The 22,781-nt window shown below is 73.5% G+C and carries 24 protein-coding genes; 12 read left to right on the top strand and 12 right to left on the bottom strand.

The features are described from left to right. Nucleotides 1-29 precede the first annotated feature (29 nt). From HNR02_RS23415 to HNR02_RS23405, 3 genes are read left to right on the top strand one after another with little or no spacing between them, the layout of a single operon-like run. Nucleotides 30-407, top strand: a complete 378-nt coding sequence (locus HNR02_RS23415; protein WP_179776085.1) for a YciI family protein — start codon at nucleotides 30-32, stop codon at nucleotides 405-407. Next, a complete protein-coding gene (locus HNR02_RS23410) occupies nucleotides 388-1,617 on the top strand; it encodes an RNA polymerase sigma factor (RefSeq protein WP_179775264.1) in 1,230 nt (409 codons plus the stop codon). Before HNR02_RS23415 ends, HNR02_RS23410 begins: the two co-directional genes overlap by 20 nt. After that, complete coding sequence (locus tag HNR02_RS23405) at nucleotides 1,614-2,438, top strand: carboxymuconolactone decarboxylase family protein (protein WP_179775263.1); 825 nt, start codon at nucleotides 1,614-1,616, stop codon at nucleotides 2,436-2,438. The genes HNR02_RS23410 and HNR02_RS23405 overlap by 4 nt, the downstream gene beginning before the upstream one ends. On the opposite strand, the gene HNR02_RS23400 is transcribed toward HNR02_RS23405, so the two are convergent. Further along, nucleotides 2,425-2,745: a hypothetical protein gene (locus HNR02_RS23400; RefSeq protein ID WP_179775262.1), complete on the bottom strand. Its 321-nt coding sequence runs from the start codon at nucleotides 2,743-2,745 to the stop codon at nucleotides 2,425-2,427. The genes HNR02_RS23405 and HNR02_RS23400 overlap by 14 nt on opposite strands. A gap of 52 nt (nucleotides 2,746-2,797) precedes the next feature. Here HNR02_RS23400 and HNR02_RS23395 point away from each other — a divergent pair, with 52 nt between their 5' ends. The 3 genes from HNR02_RS23395 (at nucleotide 2,798) to HNR02_RS35595 (ending at nucleotide 4,932) form a co-directional block, all read left to right on the top strand. Next, nucleotides 2,798-3,772 carry a pirin family protein gene (locus tag HNR02_RS23395; RefSeq protein ID WP_179775261.1) on the top strand — a complete coding sequence of 325 codons (975 nt, stop codon included), beginning with the start codon at nucleotides 2,798-2,800 and terminating at the stop codon, nucleotides 3,770-3,772. A 414-nt stretch (nucleotides 3,773-4,186) separates the two neighbouring features. Beyond that, nucleotides 4,187-4,504, top strand: coding sequence for a hypothetical protein (locus tag HNR02_RS36540; protein WP_312861105.1), 318 nt, complete (start codon nucleotides 4,187-4,189; stop codon nucleotides 4,502-4,504). After that, nucleotides 4,501-4,932 (top strand): ABA4-like family protein, encoded by a 432-nt coding sequence (locus HNR02_RS35595; RefSeq protein WP_179775260.1) that lies wholly within the window; start codon nucleotides 4,501-4,503, stop codon nucleotides 4,930-4,932. Before HNR02_RS36540 ends, HNR02_RS35595 begins: the two co-directional genes overlap by 4 nt. Here the strand turns inward: HNR02_RS35595 and HNR02_RS23380 are convergent. The 4 genes from HNR02_RS23380 to HNR02_RS23365 all read right to left on the bottom strand — a co-directional run bounded on the left by HNR02_RS23380 (nucleotide 4,906) and on the right by HNR02_RS23365 (nucleotide 8,759). Beyond that, complete coding sequence (locus HNR02_RS23380) at nucleotides 4,906-6,099, bottom strand: MFS transporter (protein WP_312861104.1); 1,194 nt, start codon at nucleotides 6,097-6,099, stop codon at nucleotides 4,906-4,908. The two genes, HNR02_RS35595 and HNR02_RS23380, sit on opposite strands and share 27 nt — an antisense overlap. Before the next feature lie 24 nt (nucleotides 6,100-6,123). Then, entirely contained in the window at nucleotides 6,124-6,756 is a 633-nt protein-coding gene (locus HNR02_RS23375; protein ID WP_179775259.1) for an IMPACT family protein, read from the bottom strand. A gap of 438 nt (nucleotides 6,757-7,194) precedes the next feature. Next, nucleotides 7,195-8,031: a class I SAM-dependent methyltransferase gene (locus tag HNR02_RS23370; protein WP_179775258.1), complete on the bottom strand. Its 837-nt coding sequence runs from the start codon at nucleotides 8,029-8,031 to the stop codon at nucleotides 7,195-7,197. Continuing rightward, the gene (locus HNR02_RS23365) at nucleotides 8,028-8,759 is read right to left on the bottom strand and encodes a class I SAM-dependent methyltransferase (protein ID WP_179775257.1); all 732 of its coding nucleotides are present in this window, start codon (nucleotides 8,757-8,759) and stop codon (nucleotides 8,028-8,030) included. Before HNR02_RS23365 ends, HNR02_RS23370 begins: the two co-directional genes overlap by 4 nt. Before the next feature lie 73 nt (nucleotides 8,760-8,832). Between HNR02_RS23365 and HNR02_RS23360 the strand changes: the two genes are divergently transcribed. Then, nucleotides 8,833-9,474 carry an SAM-dependent methyltransferase gene (locus HNR02_RS23360; protein ID WP_312861103.1) on the top strand — a complete coding sequence of 214 codons (642 nt, stop codon included), beginning with the start codon at nucleotides 8,833-8,835 and terminating at the stop codon, nucleotides 9,472-9,474. Nucleotides 9,475-9,502: 28 nt separating this feature from the next. Here HNR02_RS23360 and sigC read toward each other — a convergent pair whose 3' ends face one another. Continuing rightward, nucleotides 9,503-10,063 carry an RNA polymerase sigma factor SigC gene (gene sigC / locus HNR02_RS23355; RefSeq protein ID WP_179775256.1) on the bottom strand — a complete coding sequence of 187 codons (561 nt, stop codon included), beginning with the start codon at nucleotides 10,061-10,063 and terminating at the stop codon, nucleotides 9,503-9,505. A 62-nt stretch (nucleotides 10,064-10,125) separates the two neighbouring features. Here sigC and HNR02_RS23350 point away from each other — a divergent pair, with 62 nt between their 5' ends. The 3 genes from HNR02_RS23350 to HNR02_RS23340 all read left to right on the top strand — a co-directional run bounded on the left by HNR02_RS23350 (nucleotide 10,126) and on the right by HNR02_RS23340 (nucleotide 12,269). Then, nucleotides 10,126-10,854, top strand: a complete 729-nt coding sequence (locus tag HNR02_RS23350) for a zf-HC2 domain-containing protein (protein ID WP_179775255.1) — start codon at nucleotides 10,126-10,128, stop codon at nucleotides 10,852-10,854. Between the two features lie 78 nt (nucleotides 10,855-10,932). Continuing rightward, on the top strand, nucleotides 10,933-11,655 hold the full coding sequence (locus tag HNR02_RS23345) for a DsbA family protein (protein ID WP_179775254.1): 723 nt from the start codon (nucleotides 10,933-10,935) through the stop codon (nucleotides 11,653-11,655). Continuing rightward, nucleotides 11,652-12,269 (top strand): vitamin K epoxide reductase family protein, encoded by a 618-nt coding sequence (locus tag HNR02_RS23340; protein ID WP_179775253.1) that lies wholly within the window; start codon nucleotides 11,652-11,654, stop codon nucleotides 12,267-12,269. Before HNR02_RS23345 ends, HNR02_RS23340 begins: the two co-directional genes overlap by 4 nt. On the opposite strand, the gene HNR02_RS23335 is transcribed toward HNR02_RS23340, so the two are convergent. The 6 genes from HNR02_RS23335 to HNR02_RS23310 all read right to left on the bottom strand — a co-directional run bounded on the left by HNR02_RS23335 (nucleotide 12,266) and on the right by HNR02_RS23310 (nucleotide 20,206). Beyond that, nucleotides 12,266-14,503: a heavy metal translocating P-type ATPase gene (locus HNR02_RS23335; RefSeq protein ID WP_179775252.1), complete on the bottom strand. Its 2,238-nt coding sequence runs from the start codon at nucleotides 14,501-14,503 to the stop codon at nucleotides 12,266-12,268. The genes HNR02_RS23340 and HNR02_RS23335 overlap by 4 nt on opposite strands. A gap of 25 nt (nucleotides 14,504-14,528) precedes the next feature. After that, nucleotides 14,529-16,400 carry a cytochrome c oxidase assembly protein gene (locus HNR02_RS23330; protein ID WP_179775251.1) on the bottom strand — a complete coding sequence of 624 codons (1,872 nt, stop codon included), beginning with the start codon at nucleotides 16,398-16,400 and terminating at the stop codon, nucleotides 14,529-14,531. Nucleotides 16,401-16,519: 119 nt separating this feature from the next. Further along, complete coding sequence (locus HNR02_RS23325; RefSeq protein ID WP_179775250.1) at nucleotides 16,520-17,290, bottom strand: ABC transporter ATP-binding protein; 771 nt, start codon at nucleotides 17,288-17,290, stop codon at nucleotides 16,520-16,522. Continuing rightward, a complete protein-coding gene (locus tag HNR02_RS23320) occupies nucleotides 17,287-18,360 on the bottom strand; it encodes a FecCD family ABC transporter permease (RefSeq protein WP_312861102.1) in 1,074 nt (357 codons plus the stop codon). Before HNR02_RS23320 ends, HNR02_RS23325 begins: the two co-directional genes overlap by 4 nt. Then, nucleotides 18,357-19,331, bottom strand: a complete 975-nt coding sequence (locus HNR02_RS23315) for an ABC transporter substrate-binding protein (RefSeq protein ID WP_312861101.1) — start codon at nucleotides 19,329-19,331, stop codon at nucleotides 18,357-18,359. Before HNR02_RS23315 ends, HNR02_RS23320 begins: the two co-directional genes overlap by 4 nt. 110 nt (nucleotides 19,332-19,441) lie before the next feature. Further along, a complete protein-coding gene (locus tag HNR02_RS23310; RefSeq protein ID WP_179775249.1) occupies nucleotides 19,442-20,206 on the bottom strand; it encodes an IclR family transcriptional regulator in 765 nt (254 codons plus the stop codon). 182 nt (nucleotides 20,207-20,388) lie between these two features. Here HNR02_RS23310 and HNR02_RS23305 point away from each other — a divergent pair, with 182 nt between their 5' ends. Then, nucleotides 20,389-21,684: an MFS transporter gene (locus tag HNR02_RS23305; protein ID WP_179775248.1), complete on the top strand. Its 1,296-nt coding sequence runs from the start codon at nucleotides 20,389-20,391 to the stop codon at nucleotides 21,682-21,684. Further along, the gene (locus HNR02_RS23300; protein ID WP_179775247.1) at nucleotides 21,681-22,703 is read left to right on the top strand and encodes a dihydroorotate dehydrogenase; all 1,023 of its coding nucleotides are present in this window, start codon (nucleotides 21,681-21,683) and stop codon (nucleotides 22,701-22,703) included. The genes HNR02_RS23305 and HNR02_RS23300 overlap by 4 nt, the downstream gene beginning before the upstream one ends. Nucleotides 22,704-22,781: the final 78 nt, after the last annotated feature.

The following is a 22,781-nucleotide window of genomic DNA, read 5'->3' as shown; positions in this document are numbered from 1 at the left end:
ATCCTGGGGTGACCGAACGGGAGGAACACATGCGCTACCTGCTGATGATCTACAACTGCGAGCGGCCGGAGCCGGGCGATCCGGGTTTCGCCGAGGCGCTGGCGAGGGTGAACGCGTTCGCCGACGAGTGCCGCCGCCGCGGCGCACTGGTCGCGGGCGATCCACTGCACCGCGAGGACACCGCCACGACGGTGAGCGTGCGCGAGGGCCGCACGCTGATCACCGACGGGCCGTTCGTGGAGACCCACGAACACCTCGGCGGCTACTACGTCCTCGACTGCCGCGACCTCGACGAGGCACTGGAGCTGGCCGCGCTGTGCCCGATGGCCGAGACGGGCACCATCGAGGTCCGGCCACTGGTGCACGCGCCCGCCATTCCGTCCGCGCATGCCGCGGCCGACGGCTGAGCTCGCGGTCGAGCGGGTGTACCGCGAGCACCGGGCACGGATGCTCGCGGCACTCGTCCGCGTGCTCGGCGACTTCGAACTGGCGGAGGACGCGCTCCAGGACGCGTGCGCGCTCGCGCTGCGGCACTGGCGTGGCGGGGTGCCGTCCGACCCGGTCGCGTGGCTGCTCACCGTCGCCCGCAACCGGATGGTCGACCGGCTGCGCCGCGAGCGGGCGGGCCGGGACAAGGAGACGGCCGCCGTGGTGACCGGACCGCGGGGTGACGACGAGAACCGGCTGCTCGCGGTGGGCGACGAGCGGCTGAGCCTGATCTTCACCTGCTGCCACCCCGCGCTCGCGCCCGACGCCCGCGTCGCGCTCACGCTGCAGGCCGTGGCCGGGCTGACCGCCGCGCGGATCGCGCGCCTGTTCCTCGTGCCCGAGGCGACGCTGGCGCAGCGGCTGGTGCGGGCCAAGCGCAAGATCCGCGACGCGGGCATCGGCCTCGCGGTACCGGCCGACCACCTGCTGCCGGAGCGGCTCGACGGTGTTCTGGCGGTCGTGTACCTGGTGTTCACCCAGGGCTACACCGCCGAGCCAGTCCACGCCGGGCCACTGCGGGCGGAGGCGATCCGGCTCGCGAAGCTCGTCGCGGCCCTCATGCCCGACGAGCCGGAGGCGCTGGGGCTGGTCGCGCTGCTCCTGCTGCACGAGTCGCGCGCCGCGGCCCGCCACTCCCCCGACGGCGCTCCGGTGCTGCTCGCCGACCAGGACCGGAGCCGGTGGGACCGGGCCAGGATCGCCGAAGCGGTCGGCGTCCTGGACCGCGCGCTGCGTCACGGCACGCCGGGGCCGTACCAGGTGCAGGCGGCGATCGCGGCCCTGCACGCGCGGGCACCGTCGGCCGGGGAGACCGACTGGCCGCGCATCGCCGCCCTCTACGGCGAGCTCTTGCGGGTCGCGCCGTCGCCGGTGGTCGCGCTCAACCACGCGGTCTCGGTCGCGGCGACCGAGGGGCCCGCGGCGGGGCTGGCCCTCGTCGATGGTCTCGGCGGGCTGGACCGCTACCACCTGTTCCACGCCACCCGCGCCGATCTGCTGCGGCGCCTCGGCCGCACGACCGAAGCCGCCGCCTGCTACCGGAGAGCCCATGAACTCGCCCCCAATCCGGCCGACCGCCGGTTCCTGGCCGGACGGCTCACCACGTCCGACGCGGAGGTGTCCCCATGAGACTGTCCGTCCTCGACACGGGGCACCGGCTCCGCGCCCGCCTGTTCCTCGCCGCGACCGGGCGCGGCGATCCGCCGGACATCGTGCGCACCCTGCTGTACCGGCCGGAGTTCTTCGCGCGCCCGCTGCTGGAGATCACGGCTCCAGCGATGCGCGGGCGCTCCGCCTGGACCGCGGGTGAACGGGAGTACCTGGCGTTGACCACCGCTCAGCGGCACCGGTGCCCGTTCTGCGTCGACTCGCACCGCGAGCTGACCCGCATCGCCGGGCTGACCGAACCGGTCCGGCCCGAGGTGCGGGCGGTCCGGGCGTTCCTCGACGCGGTGCGGTCGGGCGAGGAGACCCGCGTGGACCTGCCGGAGCCGGCCGTGCGGGACGCCCTGCACGTCGATCTGGTGTGGAACGTCGTCAACCGGATCGCGAACGCGTTCGGGTTCGTGCTGCGCGGCGACCAGGTGCACACGGGCACCCGGGCGCTGCACCGGTTCGGTTACCGGTTCCCGGCGTTCCTCCTCGCGGGCGGGGGCCGGACCGGCCACCGTGATCCGGTCGCGAACCTGCGGCACGCGGTGTTCGAGGCGCCCGCCGTGACCCCGCCCGGAACGCGTCTGGCGGCGGGCACGGACGGCCCACTGGCCGAGCCGTGGCGCGCCTACGCCGCCCTCGTCCGTGACGCCTCGTACCGCATCACCGACGCCGACCTCACCGCGCTGCCGGGCAGCGAGGACGAAATCTTCGAACTGACAGCCGCGGCCGCGGTGGGGGCCGCACTGACCAGCTACGAAACCGGCCTGCGCGCGCTGGACCTCAGCCGGGGTTGAAGTTCTGGCCGACCTGCACCGCCAGCGCGTCCAGCGCCGCGCGGGCCAGCTCGGCGCTGGACGCGGTAGCGGACAACCGCAGGTGCACGACGCTCGCGCCCGCACCCGAGGTCTCGGCGCGCAGCTCGGCCTGCCCGGACGGCCATTCCAGCTCGACGCGCGGCCGGTCGACGTGGCAGCGCACCTCCTCCGGCCGCACGCCGACGACGTCGGTCAGCCAGGCCTTGACCTGGCCGGGGTCGGCGGCGGTGTTGAGCACGATCTCCGGCATCGCGGCGATGCCCCGGCTCGCTTCGTGGTCGCTCACCTCCCATGCCTACCCGACTCCGCCGCGGGCTACGCACTGGCAGGATGGCGGTATGAGCAACATCGAGGCCGACCCCGCCGAGGTCGTGTGCGCGGATGCGCCCGCTCCCCGTGGCACGGTGACCGTCCTGACGCCCCGGGACGTCCCCCTCGGCGGCCCGCGCGCGATGCGCGTGCGGCGCACCCTGCCGCAACGGCAGCGGTCGCTGATCGGGGCCTGGTGCTTCGCCGACCACTACGGGCCCGAGGACGTCGCGGTCACCGGTGGAATGGACGTCGCCCCGCATCCGCACACCGGACTCCAGACGGCGAGCTGGTTGTTCACCGGCGAAATCGAACACCGCGACAGCTTCGGCGCGCACGCGTTGGTCCGCCCCGGCGAGCTGAACCTGATGACCGGCGGCCACGGCATCGCGCACTCCGAAGTGTCCACACCGGACACGGCGACGCTGCACGGCGTCCAGCTGTGGATCGCACTGCCCGGGGAGCACCGCGACACCGCCCGCGATTTCCGGCACTACGCTCCCCCGCTGGTCACCCTGCCCGGCGCGGCGCTGCGGGTCTTCCTCGGCAGCCTCGCCGGCGACACCTCGCCGGTCCCGGTGTTCACTCCACTGCTCGGCGCGGAGATCACGCTCGACCCGGGTGCGCGCGTGGCGCTCGACCTCGACCCCGGATTCGAACACGGGGTGTTGCAGGACATCGGCGGCCTCACCGTCGAGGGCACCACGCTCGGCACCGGTGAGCTGGCCTGCCTCGCCCCCGGCGCCGCGCGGGTGGAGCTGGTCAACGGCGGCGCCGGTCCGGCGCGTGCTCTCCTGCTGGGCGGTGCGCCGTTCGACGAGGAGATCGTGATGTGGTGGAACTTCGTCGGCCGCAGCCACGAGGAGATCGCCGCGTTCCGCGAGGCGTGGCAGGCCGGATCCGACCAGTTCGGCCGCGTCGAGGGGTACCGCGGCCGGGTCTCCCGGCTGCCCGCGCCCGAGCTGCCGCACATCCGCATCAAACCGCGCCACAACCCGCGCTGACCTCGGACGTCCCCCGGCACTACTCCTGCCGTAGCTGTGGACTCTCCCAGGGTGGGTAGCGTGGGTTCCCGTCGTAGTGGATAGCGCAACTATCCGCTTGGGGAATCATCCTGTCACCCCTGCTCGGCCGGGTCTCGACGCTCAAGCCGTTCAAGTTCGCGATCTCCATCGCCGTGACGTGAGGCTGACCCTCACGCGGCAGGGGAGGCGGCCGGCCCCCGCGCTGGGCGATCCGGCTCGGCGCGCTGATCTCGCCGGCCGGGCTCGGACTCGGATTCCTCATGGTCGGTCCCAGGCGGGAGCAGACCGCGTCGATGCGGGACGGCACGTTCGAAGGGCTCGTCGGCGCGCACAGCGTGGGCGTGGCCGACGGCGGCCCGAGCATGCCGGTCACCGGCTGGAGCACGACGGGCGGTGACCTGCGCATCCCGCATTTCGTCGGCACGCACGCGCTGCAGGCGCTGCCACTGGTCGCGCTGCTGCTGCTCGTGGCGGCGCGGCGGTTCGCGCGCCTGCGGTCCGGCGTCACGCGGGCCCGGCTGGTGGTGGTCGCCGGGGTTCGGCTACGCCGGTGTCGTCGCGCTGGTGACCTGGCAGGCCCTGCGCGGCCAGCCACTGATCCACCCCGACGCGCGCACGCTGCTCGCGCTCGGCGCGCTCGTCGCCGCGGTGGCGGCCGGCGCGGCCTGGTCCTTGTCCGGCTCCGCTCGTCAGAAGGTGAGCGTCTCGTGAGCACCGCGACCCTGTTCCGGATCACCTTCTTCCTGGCCGCGCCGTTCTGGGCGCTGATGATCTTCGCGCCCGGCTGGACGGGCACGCGCCGGGTGATCGGCTCGCCCTGGATCGTGCTCCCGCCGCTGGCCGTCTACACGGTGTTCGCGGTCGGCGAGTTCGGCACGCTGTGGCCGGTGGTGAGCAGCCCGGATCTGGGGGCGCCGCGGGGCACTCCCGAGGGCGCGGCGGCGATCTGGGCCCACCTAGTCGCGTTCGACCTGTTCATCGGCCGCTGGATGTACCACGACGCGCGGCAGCGGGGCGTCCACCACGCGTTCCTGGCGCCGATCCTGGTGCTGACGATCCCGCTGCCGCCGTTCGGGTTGCTCGCCTACCTCCTGGCGCGGTCGGTCGCGGCGTCACGCGTCGCCGTTCCCGCCCGCTGAGGAGGAGCGGACCGCCGCGGCGGTGGCGAAGAGCAGAGCCGCCAGGCCCAGCAGGCCGCCGGACAGGGTTGTCGCGACGGCGATGGCCCCCACCAGGAGCGGACCACCGGCGTCGCCGAGTTCACGGCCCACCTCGGCGCTGCCCATGGTCTGCCCGAGCCGTTCGGGCGGGGTGGCCGCGGCCAGCGCGGCGAACCCCAGTGGCGTGACCACTCCGGCGCCGGCCCCGATGATCAGCGCGGCCGGGAAGATCCCGGCCGGCCCCGGCACCAGCGCGGCGATCACGAAGCCGGCCGCCGCCAGCACCAGCCCGGTCGTCATGCCCACGCCGTCGGCGAGACGGCCGCTGTCGCGCGCCCGCCCCGCCCACGGCTGGACCAGCGCGGCCGCCGCCGCCAGCACCGACACCGCGATGCCGGTGAGCAGAGGGTTCAGGCCCGCGGCGGCCGACCGGACCGGCAGGAACCCGACGCCGACCGCGAGGGCGGCGGTGGAGGCGGCGAGTGTCGCGGTGGGACCGAGGAATCCGGGCCTGGTCAGCCGCCGGGCCAGGCCGGCGACGGTCTGCCGGGCACGCGGCAACGGCGCGACCGGGGGCACCACGAGCACGGCCCACACCGCGACGACCACGGCGAGCCCGGCCAGGGTGGCGAACAACAAGGCGAACCCGCCCAGGGTGATCAGCACCCCGCCGAGCAGCGGGCCGAGCGTGTAGCCGAGTCCCTTCCACGCGCCGTACCGGCCGAAGGCGCGTCCGTGCCGCGCGGGCGGCGCGAGCCTGGCCACCATCGCGCCCGCGGCCGGGGAGAACGCGGCCGCGGCGGCGCCCTGGCCGAACCGGACGAGACCGACCAGCCCCGGGTCGCCGGCGAGCACGAACGCGCCCGAGGCGAGTGCGAACACGACCAGCCCGCCGAGCAGCACCGGCCGTGGCCCCACGCGGTCGGCCAGCGAGCCGAACACCGGTTTGAGCACGACCTCGGCGCCGTCGTAGACGGCGAGCAGAATGCCCAGCGCCAACAGCGACGCATGCTCGGAGGCGGTGTAGCCACCGAGCCCCGCGGCGATGCCGTGCGCACCGAACGCGGTCACGAACCCCGCCGCGTACAGCGGCAGCACCCGGCGAACCGGGACGACGGAGGTGTCGGTGTGTGGTTCGTCGGGCACGACGGGAATCCTCGCAGACAGCGGTCAGGGCAGATAGAGGTCCCGCGAGCCCGCGTCGAGCGCCTCGACCGCGCCGCCGGAGCGTTCGGCGAGCCAGGCGGCGAACGCGTCCCGGTCGGTGACCGCGACCGTCAGCGTGACGTCCCTGCCGTAGTCGGTGTCCAGGAGGCGGTACGGCGACTGGCGCAGATCGTGTTCGAGGCGGCCCGCGAGGTCGTGCGGCACCGCGACCAGCAGTTCCCGGTGCCGCACCCGGCGCAGCTCCCCGACCATGTCGAGGGTCTCGGCCAGCGCACCGGAATACGCGCGCACCAGCCCGCCCGCGCCGAGCTTGGTCCCGCCGAACCACCGCGACACGACCGCGACGACATCGGTGAGATTGCGCCGCGCCAGCACCTCGAGCATCGGCACCCCCGCGGTGCCCGCCGGTTCGCCGTCGTCGTTGCCGCGCACCGTCATCTCACCGGTGCCGGGATCGCCGATCCGCATCGCCGTGCCATGATGGTTCGCACCCGGCCCGGCCTTCCGGACCCGCGCGATCACCGCCGCGGCCGCCCCGGCATCGCCGACCCGGGCGACGGTGCAGAGAAATCGGGAGCGCTTGACCTCCACCTCGTGCACCCCGTCCCTGGCGATCACCCGGACCTCGCCATCCACTGAGCTCAGCTCACACCCGCCTGCCGAAGGAACTACCCGGACCAGCCTAACGGGACGGCACTTGGTCACAGCCCGACCTGTCACATTCCCTGCCGGATTCGGGGACGGTCTCGCGGCACGGAAGCCCGGGGTGATACGGCGGTTCCTCGCGGCAGAAGCCGTTCGCCCTGGAGGCGTCGCCGCGCGGCCCGACGATCCGCTGCTGGACGAGCCGGGACAACGTCCCCGACGTGCCGGGCAAACGCTGACTCGAACTGCGGCTGGTGGCGTCCGGCAAGAGCGTGCTGTACGAACGGGCGCCGGTCTGCGCAGCGCTGGAGCTGACCCGGTCTGATGCGCCCCTTCGATCCGGAGCCGGACCACGCGACCGTCACCGGTGTGACCGTCGAGCCCGTCGCGCATTCCGGCACGGCCCCGGCCGGGCGGGCACGGGACCGGTCAGGAAGGGCGAACGGCACGTCCGACCAGGACGGTGGGCCGGAACGACGTGACACCGTCCGCGCGCAGGGCGGTCTCGAAGCGGTGCCGGACCCGCGTCACGGCGGGCTCGTCAAGGCCGAGCAACATGGTGCGCGTGCCCGACCCGATCACGAAGTCCCAGGCCCGCCCGGCATCCAGCGGTACTTCCGGGACCACTGTGGACACTTCCGCGCCGGTTCCGCCGATCGCCCGCAACCAGGTGGCGAGCCCGTCGCGGTGCTCCACGCGCGCACTCGCCTCGCGCATCCGCGCGGTCTGGACCGGCGCGAGGCCGGCCGCGTCCCGTTCCGCCGCTGCCGCCCGCACGAAGGGCATCACGATGGGTTCGACGGCGCCGTGCTGCCAGGTGGTGACCACCATCCGGCCATCCGGTCGCAGCAGGTTCAGCAGGTGCCGTCCGCCGGCGTCCATGTCGGGGAAGAAGAACACCCCGAACGAGCACAACGCGGCGTCGTAACCGCCTGGCGGGGCCTGCCAGGTGGTGACGTCCGCGAGGTGGAACCGGACGCCGGTCACGTCGCTCGCACTCGCCCTGGCGCGCCCCGCGGTGAGGAGTTCCCCGGCGAGGTCCACCGCGTCGACCACACCGTGCGGGGCGACGTGGCGTGCCGCGGGGATCGACGCCGCGCCGTTGCCGCAGCACGCGTCGACCACGCGTTCCCCCGGCCGCAGCGCCGCGAGACCGGCCACTGCTTCGCCGACCGGCCCCCACAGCAGCGGGGTCCACCGGGTGAAGGCTTCCGCCGCCGCGTCGAACACTTCCGCCGTGCTCCGCGACACCTCTTCCGGGGTCATCGGCGGGTGATGACGTGCAGGCCGTGCGGACCGTCCACCGGTGCCGTGCGCAGACCGAGCGGGGCGAGCTCGTCGGCCATCTGCCCGGGCGTGAAGACCGTCCAGTGGTCGAGCGCCGACAGCTCGGCGACCCGCCGATCCCCGTCGGACACGGCGTAGGACATGCGCCAGGTGACGGCGTCCGGACCGGCGGGCTCGGCGGAGGCGCTGCCGGTGTAGCGCAACCGTCCGATCCGGGCCCGCGCCACCGGCGCTTCCGGCACCGGTTCCGGTCGCGTCGGCGGGGCGATGGTGACCACGGCCCGCCCGTCCGGGGTCAGCTTCTCCGCCAGCAGTGCCCAGAACTCCCGGCGCTCCCCCGCGCTCAGATGCCCGAGGACGTTCATCGCGATCAGCCCGGCGACCCGCTCCGGCAGCTGGGCGTGCGCCACGTCGGCGGCCAGCACCGTCACGCGCCGCGCGAGATCTTCGTCGTCCACGATCCGCGCGAGCAGCGCCGTGCGCAGACCGGGATGCGGTTCCACCGCCACGATCTCCGCGCCCGGGAACACCGCCGCCAGCGTCGCCGTGCCCACCCCGGTCCCGGCCCCGACATCGACCAGCGCGCCCGCCGTGGCGTCCAGCCCGGCCAGCGTTTTCCCCAGTGCCGGGCCCAGCTCACGCCACACCTGCGGGATCAGGACCGCCACGTACTCGCCGGTCCGGTCGTAGAACTCGGTGCTGTCCACCCTGGTCCGTCCTCCTTCATCGACCGGCAGCGTACCCTGCAATGAGAATCGTTTTCAACTGAGAGGACGGCCCGTGATCCCCGATCTCGACCAGGACCCCGCGGACTTCTGGGAGACCCTCTACCACGACCGCCGCCAGGACGCCTCCGTCTGGGGCGCGCGGGTCAACCCGATCCTCACCGAGGTCGCCGCCGGCCTCACCGAAGGCGCCGCACTCGACCTCGGATGCGGAGCGGGCGGCGACACGATGTGGCTGGCCCGCCGCGGGTGGCGGGTCACCGCGGTGGACATCTCGGCGACGGCCGTCGAACAGGTTCGCCGGCTCGCCAGGGAGGCCGGCCTGGACGAGGCGATCTCGGCGGAGCGGCACGACCTGGCGGACACCTTCCCGGACGGCACCTTCGATCTCGTCTCGGCCCAGTACTTCCACACGCCCTTCGCCCTGCCCCGGGCCACGATCCTGCGCGCGGCGGCGCAGGCGCTGCGCCCGGGCGGGCGGCTCCTCGTGGTCGACCACGGCTCCATCGCCCCCTGGTCCTGGAACCAGGACCACAGCACCCACATCCCGGACCCCGCCGAGGTGCACGCCGAACTCGACCTGCCCCCCGCCTGGACCGTGGAGCGGGCCGACCGGCCGGAGCGGGAAGCCACCGGCCCTGACGGCCGGACCGCGACGGTCACCGACAACGTCCTGCTGATCCGCAGGGCCGTCTGAGCCACCCCCGCGGCTCAGACCGGATCCGTCACAACGCGTCGTCGCGGGCGGTGGTGGCGTCGAGCAGGTCCTCACGGGCGCGGGCGATCCGGGAGCGGATCGTGCCGACCGGGCAGCCGCACACCTCCGCGGCCTCCTGATAGGACAGACCGAGGATCTGGGTCAGCACGATCACCTCCTGCCGCTCCGGGGTGAGGTCCGCCAGCAGCAGTCTGAGCTCGACGATGTCCTCGAACCCGGACGTCCGCCGGGCCACCCGCTCCTCGGGAACCGGTTCCCAGCCCAGGTGCGTCGTGCGGGGCCGGGACCCCGCGGCGCGGATGTGGTCGACCAGCACCCGCCGGGCGATCGAGAGCAGCCACGCGCGCGAGGACGAGCGCGCCGCGAACCGGGGCAGCGTCCGGAACGCCCGCAGGTAGGTCTCCTGCGTGAGGTCGTCGGCCCGGTCGGTGTCGGTCAGGTGCGCCAGCAGCCGCCACACGTCGGCCTGGGTGGCGCGCACCCACTCGGCGAGTGCACGCCGGTCGCCGCGTCCCGCGGCCAGCGCCAGCGCCGTGATCCGCTCGTCTTCGTCACGCCTGGTCGACACAGCCGCTCACGGTAGTACACCCCGCCGGGGAACTTCCGGGGCCGGGGCCCGACTATCTGTACGTGCGATGCGAGACAGCCAGGGAGGCCCTCTCCGCCCGGATCGACGGCGAGCCGGAGCCGGTGCCCCCGGAGACGACGGACCGGCACCTGACCACGTGCGCGGGCTGCCGGTCCTACTACGCGAACGCGCAGCGGCTCCGGCGCCGGATGACCGTGCGCTCGGCGCCGGACGTGCCCGACCTCACCGAGGTGCTGCTGGACCGCATCCCGGCGCCCACCGGGGAACGCTGGGGGACCCGGATCGCGCTGGCGCTGGTCGCGATCGCGCAGCTGACGCTGTCGGCCGCGCAGCTGTTCGGCGTGGCCACCGGCATGCCCGGGATGTCCGGCGCGATGGTGGGACACCTCAGCCACGAGACCACCGCGTGGAACGCGGCGATCGGCCTCGGCCTGCTGTGGGCGGCGCTGCGGCCCAGGGCGGCGATCGGGCAGCTGCCGGTGCTGTCCGGGTTCGTCCTCGTCCTGGCGGCTCTCTCGACCGCCGACGTCGTCAGCGGCGCGGTCACCGCCGGGCGGCTGGCCTCGCACGGTCTGGTGCTGGCCGGCCTGGCGCTGCTGTTCGTGGTGCGGCGCCGGCACACCGCCGGGGACGGCCACCCCGGCACCGCGGACAGTCTCCGGCCCGGCGAGCACGTCGACGCGGGCTCGTCCGCCGCGGAACCCGCGGCCGAGCGTCACCGCCCGCAGCGCCGCCGTCGCCGTCCGACGGGACACCGCCGGGCGGCGTAGCCCGGGAACTTTCGTGCGCGCCGCCGCGACCAGTGTGGCGAACCCCGTCGTGCCCGCCCGAAAGGTCGTCCGCAACCGATGCCCCGCACATCCTCCAGCCCCGTCACGGCACGCCGCGGCCCCTCGGCCAACGTCCTCGTCACGATCGTCGTCGTGGTGGTGGCCGCCGTGGTGTTCGGTGGTGTGCTCCTGAGCCAGCGCGACGGTGACGCCGACGCGTCGGCTCCGTTGAGCGGTCCGGACAGCAACACCCTCACCCAGGCCGCCGACGGGCGCGTCACCGTGGTGGAGTTCCTCGACTACCAGTGCCCCGCCTGCGCCGGCTACTACGCCAGCGTGACCCGGAAACTGGAACAGGACTACGCGGGCCGGATCACGTTCGTCACGCGCAACTTCCCGCTGGAGATGCACCCGCTCGCGGTGCAGGCGGCACAGGCGGCCGAAGCCGCCGCGCTGCAGGGCCGCTACCGCGAGATGTACCACGCGCTCTACGACAACTACCAGGACTGGGCGATCGCCCCCGGCGGCAGCGAGGTCAGCTCCGACACCGCGCGCGCCGCCACCCTGTTCGGCACCTACGCGCGCGACCTCGGACTCGACCTGGGCCGCTTCCACGCCGACGCCACCTCCGACGCCGTGCGGCAGCGCATCGACACCGACCGGGCCGACGGGCAGCGCGCCGGGGTGACCAGCACCCCGACGATCTTCGTCGACGGCGCCCGCTTCGACCCTGCCGGCGGCTCCTACGCCGAGGTCGACGCACAGTTGCGCGGGCAGATCGACGAGGCACTCGCCCAGTGACCACCACAGTGACCGCGCCGGAGACAGCGACCACGCGAGGGACCCGGCACGACCGCGGGCTCGCCTGGACCTACCTCGTCGGCGGCGCACTCGGGCTGGCCGCCGCGATCGCCCTCACCCTGGAAGAACTGGCGAAGCTCGCCGATCCCGCCTACGTGCCCTCCTGCTCGCTGAACCCGGTCATCTCCTGCGGTTCGGTCATGGACAGCACCCAGGCCGCGGCGTTCGGATTCCCCAACTCGCTGCTGGGTGTCGCGGCCTTCGCGGTCGTGGTGACCACCGGCGTGGCCATGCTGGCCGGATTCTCGCCGCCGGCGTGGTACCGCTGGGGCATGCAGGCCGGGGCGGCCTTCGGCGTGGTCTTCGTGCACTGGCTGATCCACGCGAGCCTGTACGAGATCCACGCGCTGTGCCCGTACTGCCTGGTCGTGTGGCTGGTGACCATCCCGCTGTTCTTCTACACCACTGTGGACAACCTGCGGCGGGTGCCCGCCACCCGCCGCGCCGGTGCGGCGCTGGGCCGCCTGCACACCGCGATCATCGTGTTCTGGTACGTGGTGATCGCCGCACTGGTGCTCCAGTCCTTCTGGGACTACTGGATCACCCTGGTCTAGGACCGGCCCTCGAACGACCGCAGGCGCAGGCTGTTGGACACCACCAGCACTGAGGACAACGACATGGCCGCACCGGCGATCAGCGGGTTGAGCAGGCCGAGCGCGGCCAGCGGCAGGGCCGCCACGTTGTAGCCGAACGCCCAGGCCAGGTTGCCGCGGATGACGCGCAGCGTACGGTCCGCGAGGTGGATGGCGTCCGGGACGACACGCAGATCGTCGCGCACCAGGACGACGTCGGCGGAGCGCAGTGCGATGTCGCTGCCGCGCGCCATCGCCATGCCGAGATCCGCGGTCGCCAGTGCCGGGCCGTCGTTGACGCCGTCACCGACCATCGCGACCCGTGCACCGGCCGCGCGCATCTCCTCGATCTCGCGGGCCTTGTCGGCGGGCAGCACGCCCGCGCGCACCTCGTCGATCCCGGTCTCACCGGCGACCGCCCGAGCGGCGTTCTCGTGGTCGCCGGTGAGCAGCACCGTGCGCAGGCCCCTGGCCCGCAGCGCATGCACCGCCTCGGCGGCCGAGGGCTTCACGACGTCACGGACCTCGACCATCCCGGCGACCTCACCGTCGACCGCCACGAGCACCGGCACGGCCGCGGCCGTGTGCGCGGCCTCGACCCGCGCCGCCGTCTCGCCGGTCACGGCAATGCCGCGCTCGCCGAACAGCCGCGCGCTGCCGACCAGAACGTCACGACCGTCCACAATGCCCCGTGCGCCAAGCCCCGGCAGCGCGGTGAACCCGCCTGCCTCGGGCAGCTCGGCCACTTCCGCCCGCGCGGCCGCGACCACGGCGGCGGCGATCGCGTGCTCCGAACCGGCTTCGACGGCGCCGGCGAACCACAGCAGGTCACCTCGGGTGCGGCCGGCCGCGGGGTGGCATCCGGTGACCGTCATCCGGCCGGTGGTCACGGTCCCGGTCTTGTCCAGCACGACGGTGTCGATCCGCCTGCTCGACTCCAGCGCGTCCGGGCCCTTGATCAGGATGCCCAGCTGGGCGCCGCGGCCGATCCCGGCCATCAGCGCGGTCGGCGTGGCCAGGCCGAGCGCACAGGGACAGGCGATGATCAGCACCGACACCGCCGCGGTGAACGCCTCCCGCACCGGCTGCCCCGCCAGCAGCCACCCGCCGAGGGTGAGCAGGGCCAGCCCGAGCACCACCGGCACGAACACCGCGCACACCCGGTCGACCAGCCGTTGCACCGACGCCTTGCGCGCCTGGGCACGCTCGGCCAGCGCGGTCATCTGCGCGAGCTGCGTGTGCGCGCCGACCGCGCTCGCCCGCACCACCAGCCGCCCGTCACGGTTGACCGAGGCACCGATCACCCGGTCCCCCACCGACACCTCCACGGGCACCGGCTCACCGGTCATCGCGCTGACATCCACCGTGGACCGTCCACTGTGCACCGCGCCGTCGGCTGCCAGTGCCTCACCCGGCTTGACCACGAACAGGTCACCGACGACCAGCTCCCCCACGGCGATCATCCGCTCCGCACCGTCGCGCAGCACGCGCACCTCTTTCGCCGCGAGCGCGTCGAGGGCCTCCAGCAGGCTCGCCGCGCTGCGCCGCGAGCGGGTTTCGAAGTAGCGGCCTGCCAGCAGGAAGGTGGTCACCCCGGCGGCGACGTCGAGGTAGATGGCGTCGGCACCGGCGGCGGTGGGCCCGAAACCCACCCAGTACCCGGGTTCCTGCCCGCCGAACAGGGTCGCCCACGCCGACCAGGCGAACGACGCCAGTACCCCGAGCGACACCAGCGTGTCCATACTGGACGAGCGGTGCCGCAGGTTGCGCAGCGCGGCCCGGTGGAACGGCAGCGCCGAATGGAACACCACGGGAACAGCCAGCGCGAGGCACAGCAGCTGCCAGCCGGGGAACCGCAGGGACGGCACCAGGGCCAGCGTGATGGACAGATCGCACAGCGGCACGGCGAGCACCGCCGCGACGATCAGGCGGCGGCGCAGGTCACGCACCCGCCGCTCGGTGGGATCCCCGTCGCCGGTGCCGCGCGGGCGCGCGCCGTACCCGGCCTTGCGGATCCGCTCGACCAGCACCTCGTCGCCGATGCCCGCCGGAACCTGCACGGTGGCGCGTTCGGTCGCGTAGTTGACCGAGGCACGTACGCCCTCGATCTTGTTCAGGGCGCGTTCGACCCGCGCCGAGCAGGCGGCGCAGGTCATCCCGGACACGGTGAGGTCGACGGTGCGGGTTTCCCGCCGGAGCGGGGTTGCGGTGGTCATGCGAGTTCTCCCTGGTCTCTGTGGGTCAGTTCCGGCGTGCGGCGAGTTCGGCGAGCATCGCGTTGTAGGCGTCGAGTTCGCCCGCACCGTGACGGTCGGCCCGTCGCGCGCGGCGTTCGTCGTCGCGCGCCCACCGCACCAGCAGGGCGATCACCATGACGAGCATCGGGATCTCCCCGCTCGCCCAAGCGATGCCGCCGCCGAGGCGCTGGTCGGTGAGCAGGTCACCGGCCCACCAGACGTCCAGGTAGTGGTAGTAGGTGTAGCCGATGACGGTCTGCTTGCTCATCACGATCACGCCGAAGAACGCGTGGAAGGGCATCACCGCGAACAGCACGCCCAGCCGCGCCAGGTGCGGCAGCCTGCGCGGGGTGCGGTCGGCCCCGATCACCACCCAGGCGAACAGGTAGCCCGACACCAGAAAGTGGACCTTCATCAGCTGGTGCGCCCAGTGGAAGAGCATCGCCTCACCGAAGAGGTCCGAGAAGTAGAGCGCGTAGAACGACCCGGCGAACAGCACCGCCGCCACCGCGGGATGCGCGAAGAACCGCGTGACCGGCGCGTGCACCAGTGCGGCCACCCAGTCCCGCGCTCCCGGCACCTCACCGTGCGCCCCGGCGGGCAGCGCCCGCAGCGCGAGCGTGACCGGCGCGCCGAGCACCAGCAGCACCGGCGCGAACATGTTCAGCGCCATGTGCGTGACCATGTGCAGGCTGAACGTGCCGGGCGCGTAGACCCCGATCCCGGAGGAGGTGACGACCAGGACCACGGCCCAGCCCGCGATCCAGGCCACCACCCTGCCCGGCGGCCAGTGGTCACCGCGCCGCCGCAGCCGCCGCACCCCGGCCAGATAACCGGTCACCGCGAGCACCACCACCGGCGCGAACAGCAGGTCGGGCCGCCAGTCCAGCACCAGGCGCGCAACGGTGCGCGGCGCTTCCAGTCCGTACCCGAGCAGGGTCTCCTGCACGGTCGCCGGGTGGTTCACGAACCCGGGCGGCACGAGCACGGTCAGCGCCACCGAAGCGCCGGCGGACAGGGCCAGCAGCACCAGTTCCGCCGCCGGTCGCCGTCCTCGCCACGCAGTGGTTCCCGCGGCGACGAGCACCGCCGTCTGCACCGCCAGCAGCAAGCCGTAGCCGCCGAGCAGCCCGTCCGGCCGGGCCAGGACGAGCCCCGCGACCGGGCCGGACACGGCGGCGGTCACGAAACACCACCGCGACAGACGGCGGTACCGCAGCAGCACCAGATCCGGGATCGCGGTGTCCCGGCGCAGGCGCGCCAGCAACGCGATCAGCGCTCCGAGCCAGACACTCGCGGCGGGCACGTGCCAGAGCATCGCGTTGGTCGCCAGATCGTGCCCGGCCCCGACGGACACCCGGCCGGTCACGACCGGCGGCAGCAGTCCCACGACGGCGAGGACGGCGGCCGAAACCACGGTGCGCCACGTCATGGCCGAGAAGGCCAGTGCCGTCGCCAGTGCGGCCGCCACCGCCGTGCACAGCCATGCCTTGGGCTCTTCCGTCGCGCTCATCGTGGGCAGCAGCACCTCGGGCCGCAGCGTCCGCGACACGGGTAGGCCCGCCGCCACCGCAGCCGAGAAGGGGACCGCCACCAGGGCCGCGCCCAGCCAGCACACCGCGCACCCGGCCGCCAGCCGCGTGGCCGCGAACGCGTCGGCGGACAACGCACCACCGCGGCGCCCGGGCGCGACGAACGCGGCGAACACCAGACCGCCGCAGCACCCGGCCGCCGCGGCGTCGGCGACGAGCCGGACGACCGCGAATCCGTAGGTGGTCGGCGCACCGGGATCGGCGTTTCCCAGCGGGGTGTACACATCACCCGCGAGGCCGACGACCAGCAGCAGCAGGGCGAGCCCCGCCACCGCCGATGCCACGACGGCAACGCGGGACCGGAACCTGTTCACCTCCAGTGGTCGGGCGGGAGCGCCGTGAGGTTCCCGGTGCGGGCCGGGGAAAACCCGGGTAACGTCCGGGACCGCGAACGTCCGGCGGGTCACCGGGACAGCTCACGCAGGAGCACGCGAGGCCGTCCGTCGACCGGATCCGGCACGAGGCTGCCGTCCACACCGAACACTTCGTGGAAGATCCGCGGTGTCAGCACCTCGTGCGGCGTCCCGGCCGCCACGACCAACCCCTCGTGCAACACCACGATCGTGGTCGCGTAGCGGGCGGCGAGGTCGAGCGTGTGCAGCGCCGCCACGACCGTGATGCCGAGCGAAGCGACCAGGCTGAGGGCGGCGATCTGGTGCGCGGGATCCAGGTGGTTCGTCGGCTCGTCCAGCACCAGCAGACCGGGTCGCTGCGCCAGTGCACGCGCCAGCAGGACACGCTGCCGCTCCCCACCGGACAATGTGGACAACGGACGGCCTGCCAGGTGGGCCGCGCCCGTGCGGTCGAGCGCCTCCGCCACGATCGCCTCGTCGCGCGCGGTGAGCCGATCGAACGTGCCCAGGTGCGGGTACCGGCCGAGCCGGACCGCTTCCCGCGCGGTGAAGTCGTACCCGCCAGTCTGGTCCTGGCCGAGCACCCCCACCCGGCGCGCGATCTCGCGGTGGCCGGTTCCCCACACGTCCGCGCCGCCGAGGACGATCCGGCCCGCCCGCGGGCGCAGCGCGCGGTAGAGGGTCTTGAGCAGGGTGGACTTGCCGCTGCCGTTCGGGCCGACGACCGCGGTGAACTCGCCCTCGGCGAGGGTGAGCCGGACGTCGTGCACCGCGGGGACGGCGGTGTAGCCGGCGGAGACGCCGTCGAAGACGAGGTTCACGACAGCCCGACCGTTCCCGCCGCGCTGCGGCGCAGCACCACCAGGAACAGCGGCACCCCGACCGCGGCGGTGAGGATGCCGATCGGGAGTTCCGTCGGGGCCAGCACCAGCCGTGCCGCCGTATCGGACCAGACGATCACGAGCGCCCCCAGCAGCGCGGTGACGGGCAGCGCGCGCCGGTGGTCGGCGCCGACCAGCAGCCGCGTCAGGTTGGGCACGATCAGGCCGATGAACCCGATGCTGCCCGACACGGCGACGACCGTCCCGGTGAGCAGGGCGACCACGACGAGCAGCGCGGCGCGGGCGCGGGCGGCGTCGAGGCCGAGCGCGGCGGCGCCGTCATCGCCCAGCACGAGCAGGTTCAGCCTGCCCGCCCGCGTGGCGCTGGCGGCCACCAGGACGAGCACGATCGCCGCGCAGGTGAGCGCCAGTGGCCACTGGGCCCCGGCGAGACTGCCCAGGATCCAGAACAGGACCTGCCGCTGCGCGTCGGCGTCCCCGTCACGCAGCACCAGCAACGACATGACACCGGCGAGCATCTGCCCGACGGCGATGCCGGTCATCACCATGCGGCCGGGCTGGATCCGCCCGTGCGCGCGGGAGAAACCGAACACGGCCAGTGCCGTCGCCACCGCGCCCGCGAACGCGGACAGCGGCAGCGTGAGCAGGCCGGCGACCCCGGCGCCGAACGTGGTCAGCACCAGTACCGCGCCGACCCCGGCACCGGAGGTGAGCCCGAGGACATAGGGCTCTGCCAGCGGATTGCGCACCATCGCCTGGGTCAGCAGTCCCGCCACCGCCAGTCCGGCACCGGCGAACACCCCCTGCAGGACCCGCGGCGCCCGCAGGTCCCACACGATGAAGTCGTAGGGCCCGGCGGTCCTGGTCCCCGACAGGTGACCGCCCACGATCGACACCACGTCCGCGGGCGGGATCGGCACCGGGCCGAGCCCGATGGCCGCCAGGCCCGACACCGCGAGCGCGGCGGCGAGCACGGTCAGCACGACCGTGACCGGGACAGCGCCGAGCAACCCGCTGCCGCGGCCCTGGCGCGGATCCGCCGTCCTCACGCGGCCGGCTGGCGCAGGGCCTGGGCGATCTTCGCGACGGCGTCTCCGTTGAGGACACTGGGTGAGAGCAGGATGCTCTGCGGCACGACGACGAACCGGTTTTCGCGGACGGCCGCCGTGCCGGCGAGCACCGGGCTCGCGCGGACGGCGGCGAGCAGATCCTCGTCACTGCCCGGGGCGAACCCGGACACCACGACGATGGCCTGCGGGTCGCGTCGCACGACCTCTTCGGCGCTCAGGCTCGCGAAGTCCCGCAGCGCGTCCTCGGCGATGTTCTTCCCGCCCGCCAGCGTGATCACCCCGTTGGCCAGGCCGCTTCCGCCCTGCGCCGACACCGGCTGCCCCGGCGCGGGCGGGCCGGACAACGCGAGGGTGCGCACCGGCTCGCCACCGTTGCCGCGGGCCGCGTCCACCGAGGCGGTGATCCGGGCGATGAGGTCGGCACCGCGCTGCTCGACGCCGAAGACCTTCGCGACCTGACGGATGAAGGTGGTGGTCGCCGAGACGTCCTTGACCGCACCGTCGCCACCGCTGTCACAGGCGATGAGCGAGTGCGCTCCGGCCCGCGCCAGCTGCTCGACCGTCGGCGTGCCGTCGAAACCGCCGAAGCTGTAGCCGGAGGCGCCGACGACCAGATCGGGTTTCGCCGCGATCACCGCCTCGGCGTTGCCCTGTCCCTGGTCCAGTACCGGGATGGCGGACAGCTTCGCGCGTTCCTCGCCGGTGAAGGCCGCGAAGAAGTCCGGTGCCGCGGTGCCGACGATCTTGTCGGCGACGCCGAGCCGCTCCAGGATCGCCGCCGCTCCTCCGTCCATGGTGACCACGCGTCGCGGCGGCGCGGACAGCGGGGGCGGCTCGGAGCACCCCGCCGCATGCGACGCGGTGACCGGTGCCTGGACGAGCTCGGCCGCACCGCAGGCCGAGAGTCCGAAGAGGACAGCCACGGCCGCCGTCCAGCGCAGTGCTCTCACCGGGTTCTCCTCACCGTGTGCGACAGGTCCATGCGCAACTTGTCGCACCGGCGGGTGAGCTGGTTCCCCACGACGACGCGAACCGCCGTGAAGCACGTCACGCGTTTCCGTCAGCGCGGGCGGGCGCCGCCCATGCGCTCCGAGATCTCGGCGGCCGCACGCACCAGATCGTCCCGGAACGGACCGCTGTCGACGGGCAGCGTGCGGACCGTGCCGACGATCGCGACGGTCGCGCAGATGCCGTACTCGTCGAACACCCCGGTGGCGACCGCGGTGATGCCCGAGTCCACGAGGTGGTCGCTGGACATGGCGGTCCGGCGCACCTCCGCCAGTTCGGCCGTCAGTTCCTCGCGTTCCTCCGGACCGAGCGTCGCCAGGAGCCGGTCCACCCGCAGCTGGTCGGCCAGGAAGGCGAGGAACACCTTCGCCTGCGCCGACCGCAACCCGAGCTGCGTGCCGACCCGGACGGTGACCAGCACCGAGCGCGTCGGGTCCTCCTCGGTGCGGGAGACGACCGGGCCCGACGAGCCCCACAGGCTGATCACCGTGGTGAGGTGGGTGTTCTGGCAGACGCGGCGCAGGAACGGCGGCGCGATGTCGAGCACGCGCCGACGGCCCAGCGCTGCCGCGCCGAGCTGCAGCAGGAGGCCGCCCGGTCCGAACCGCGACGACTCGTGGTCGCGTTCGAGCAGGTCCGCGGCCACCAGCGAAGTGAAGTACCGGTGCGTGGTGCTGCGGTTGAGCCCGAGGCGCCCGGCCGCTTCGGCGACCGTCGTCGTGGGGTTCTCCCCCGAGAACAGGCCGAGGATCTGCCCGACCCGGCTGACCGCCTGGATGTCGCCCGACGACACCGCGCCGTCGATCTCTCGCGTCACTGGAAGCCCTCCCTCGCCCACTCGGTGTCCATATGGCGCGTCAACCGTTCGCACTCTGAACGACAGACCACGATATCGCCTTGAGTCGACGATCAACAGTCCCCTTGACGTTCACAATGCGAAGAGTCAGTCTGTATCGCGAACGCCATGGCGGCGGTGGACCAGCTCCGGGAAGGAACGGCATGAGCAGCCCCCAGGAACGCGTCACGAACCCCGCGCGGACCGTCCCACCCGGCAGGCGGGAGCTGCGCCGGATCGCGACGGCCTCGCTCGTCGGCACCATGGTCGAGTGGTATGACTTCTACATCTACGGCACCGCGGCCGCGCTCGCGCTCGGTGACCTGTTCTTCCCGTCGCTCAACCCGACCGCGCAGACCCTGTCCGCGTTCGCGACGTTCGCGATCGGGTTCCTCGCGCGGCCGCTCGGCGGCATCCTGTTCGGGCACCTCGGCGACCGGATCGGGCGCCGCTACGTCCTCATCGTCACCCTGCTGTTGATGGGGTTGTCCACGTTCGCCATCGGGCTCCTGCCCACCTACGCCTCGATCGGGATCGCCGCGCCCATCCTGCTGGTGGCCCTGCGCTTCCTGCAGGGCATCGCGGTCGGCGGCGAATGGGGCGGGGCCGTGCTGCTGGGCGTGGAACGGGCACCGGCGCACCGGCGCACGTTCTACGGCTCCTTCGCCCAGGTCGGGTCGCCGCTCGGCCTGCTGCTGGCGGCCGCGGTGTTCGCCGCGGTGGAGACCCTGCCCGCGGACGCCGTGCACTCGTGGGGCTGGCGGATCCCGTTCCTGCTGTCGGTGGTGCTGATCGCGATCGGCCAGTTCGTGCGCTCGCGCATCGAGGAAAGCCCGGCCGTGGAGAAGAAGGAGAAGGTGCGGCTGCCGATCGGCATCGTGCTGCGCGAACACTGGACGGCGGTGCTGCTCGGCACCGGGGCCATGGTCGTGACCCTCACCGGCTTCTACCTGTCCACCACGTTCCTCACCAGCTACGGCACGAAGCACCTCGGGTTCTCCTCGAACGACCTGCTCGTCGGCACCATGCTGGTGGCCGTGGTGCAGATCGTGTCGCTGCCGGTGGCGGCGATACTGGCCGACCGCCGGGGGCGGCGGCCGGTGATCCTGGCGGGCACGCTGATCAGCGCGGCGCTGTCCGTTCCACTGTTCGCGCTGGCCGGGACGGGCGTGGTGGTGCTGCTGTGGCTCGGGATGGTCCTGTTCAACATCGGGCGCTCGCTCATCTACGGCCCGCTGCCCGCCTTCGCCGCGGCCCTGTTCCCGGCCGAGGTCCGGTTCACCGGGATTTCCCTGTGCTACCAGCTGGCCGGCATCCTCGGCGGCGGTCTCGCACCGCTGATCGCGGTGGCGCTGGCCGCGCAGGGCGGCGCCACGCCGGTGGCGGTGTACCTGGGCGCCACCGGACTGCTCAGCGCCGTCTGCGTGGTCCTCATCGGACGGCGGGTGACCCACCTGTGAGCGATCTGTCCACGGCGATCGGCCCGCTGCGCCTGAAGAATCCCGTCATGGCGGCCTCGTCGGAGGCCACCATGACCGAGGAGGGCATCCTCGCCTGCCTCGACGCCGGCGCGGGTGCGGTGGTGGCGAAATCGGTCAACGAATCGCCGGCCGCGGCACGGCAGCTGCTGATCGCCGACTACGCGCTGCTGGCGCCCGGCGGCGACCGGGTCGGCTGGCCGGACCGGTGCGGGGACGAGACGCTGCTGTGCCGGTCCGGCCTCGCCGCACGCGACGGTTGGCTCGCGATGCTCGAACGCACCAGCAGGCACGCCCGCGCGCTCGGCGCGCACGTGATCGGCAGCATCACCGTCGCCGAACCGGGGCCCGCGGCGGAGATCGCGCGTGAGATGGCCGGGGTGGTCCCGGCGGTGGAGATGAACGTCGGCGCACCGCACGGCCGCGAGGCGAGCGCTGTCCGCCAGGTCACCGGCGCGGAGGTGGTGGAGCACTACACCCGCACCGTCCGCGCCGCGATCGACGTCCCGCTGATCGTCAAACTGCCCGCGCAGACCGACAGCCCGCTGGAACTGGCCGCGGCGGCGCGCCGGGCCGGGGCGGACGTGGTCGCGATGATCGGCCGGTTCAACGGGTTCTGGCCGGACCCGCTGACCAGCGAACCGGTGCTGGGCTCGTGGGGCGCCGTGGGCGGGCCGGGAATGCTGCCGGTGAGCCTGTACTGGGTGTCGAAGACGTTCGCGGCCGACCGGTCGGTTCCGCTGATCGGCACGAACGGCGCGCGCTCGGGCGCGGACGTGGCCCGGTTCCTGCTGAGCGGGGCGCGAGCCGTCGAGCTGGCCAGCGCCGTGCTCCTGCGCGGTCCCGGCGTACTGGCCGAGTGCGTGGAAGACCTCGCGGACACCCTCACCGCCGGGGGCTACGAACGAGCCGCCGACGCGGTCGGCGTGGCCGTGGACCGGTCCCGCTCCTATGCCGAAATCCCTCCGCGCGAGCAACCCGCGCGCCCCTGGGAAGCGTGACGTCGTCGTCACACGCGTGCACGGGGAGCATCGGCGACGGCAGGCCGTACCGGTACCCGCCGGCTGACGCGAGCGTCA

Source organism: Amycolatopsis endophytica, from assembly GCF_013410405.1.
Lineage (GTDB): Bacteria > Actinomycetota > Actinomycetes > Mycobacteriales > Pseudonocardiaceae > Amycolatopsis_E > Amycolatopsis_E endophytica.
Note: the sequence above shows the minus strand (reverse complement) of the source record. Positions and strands in the feature narration are given on the sequence as shown.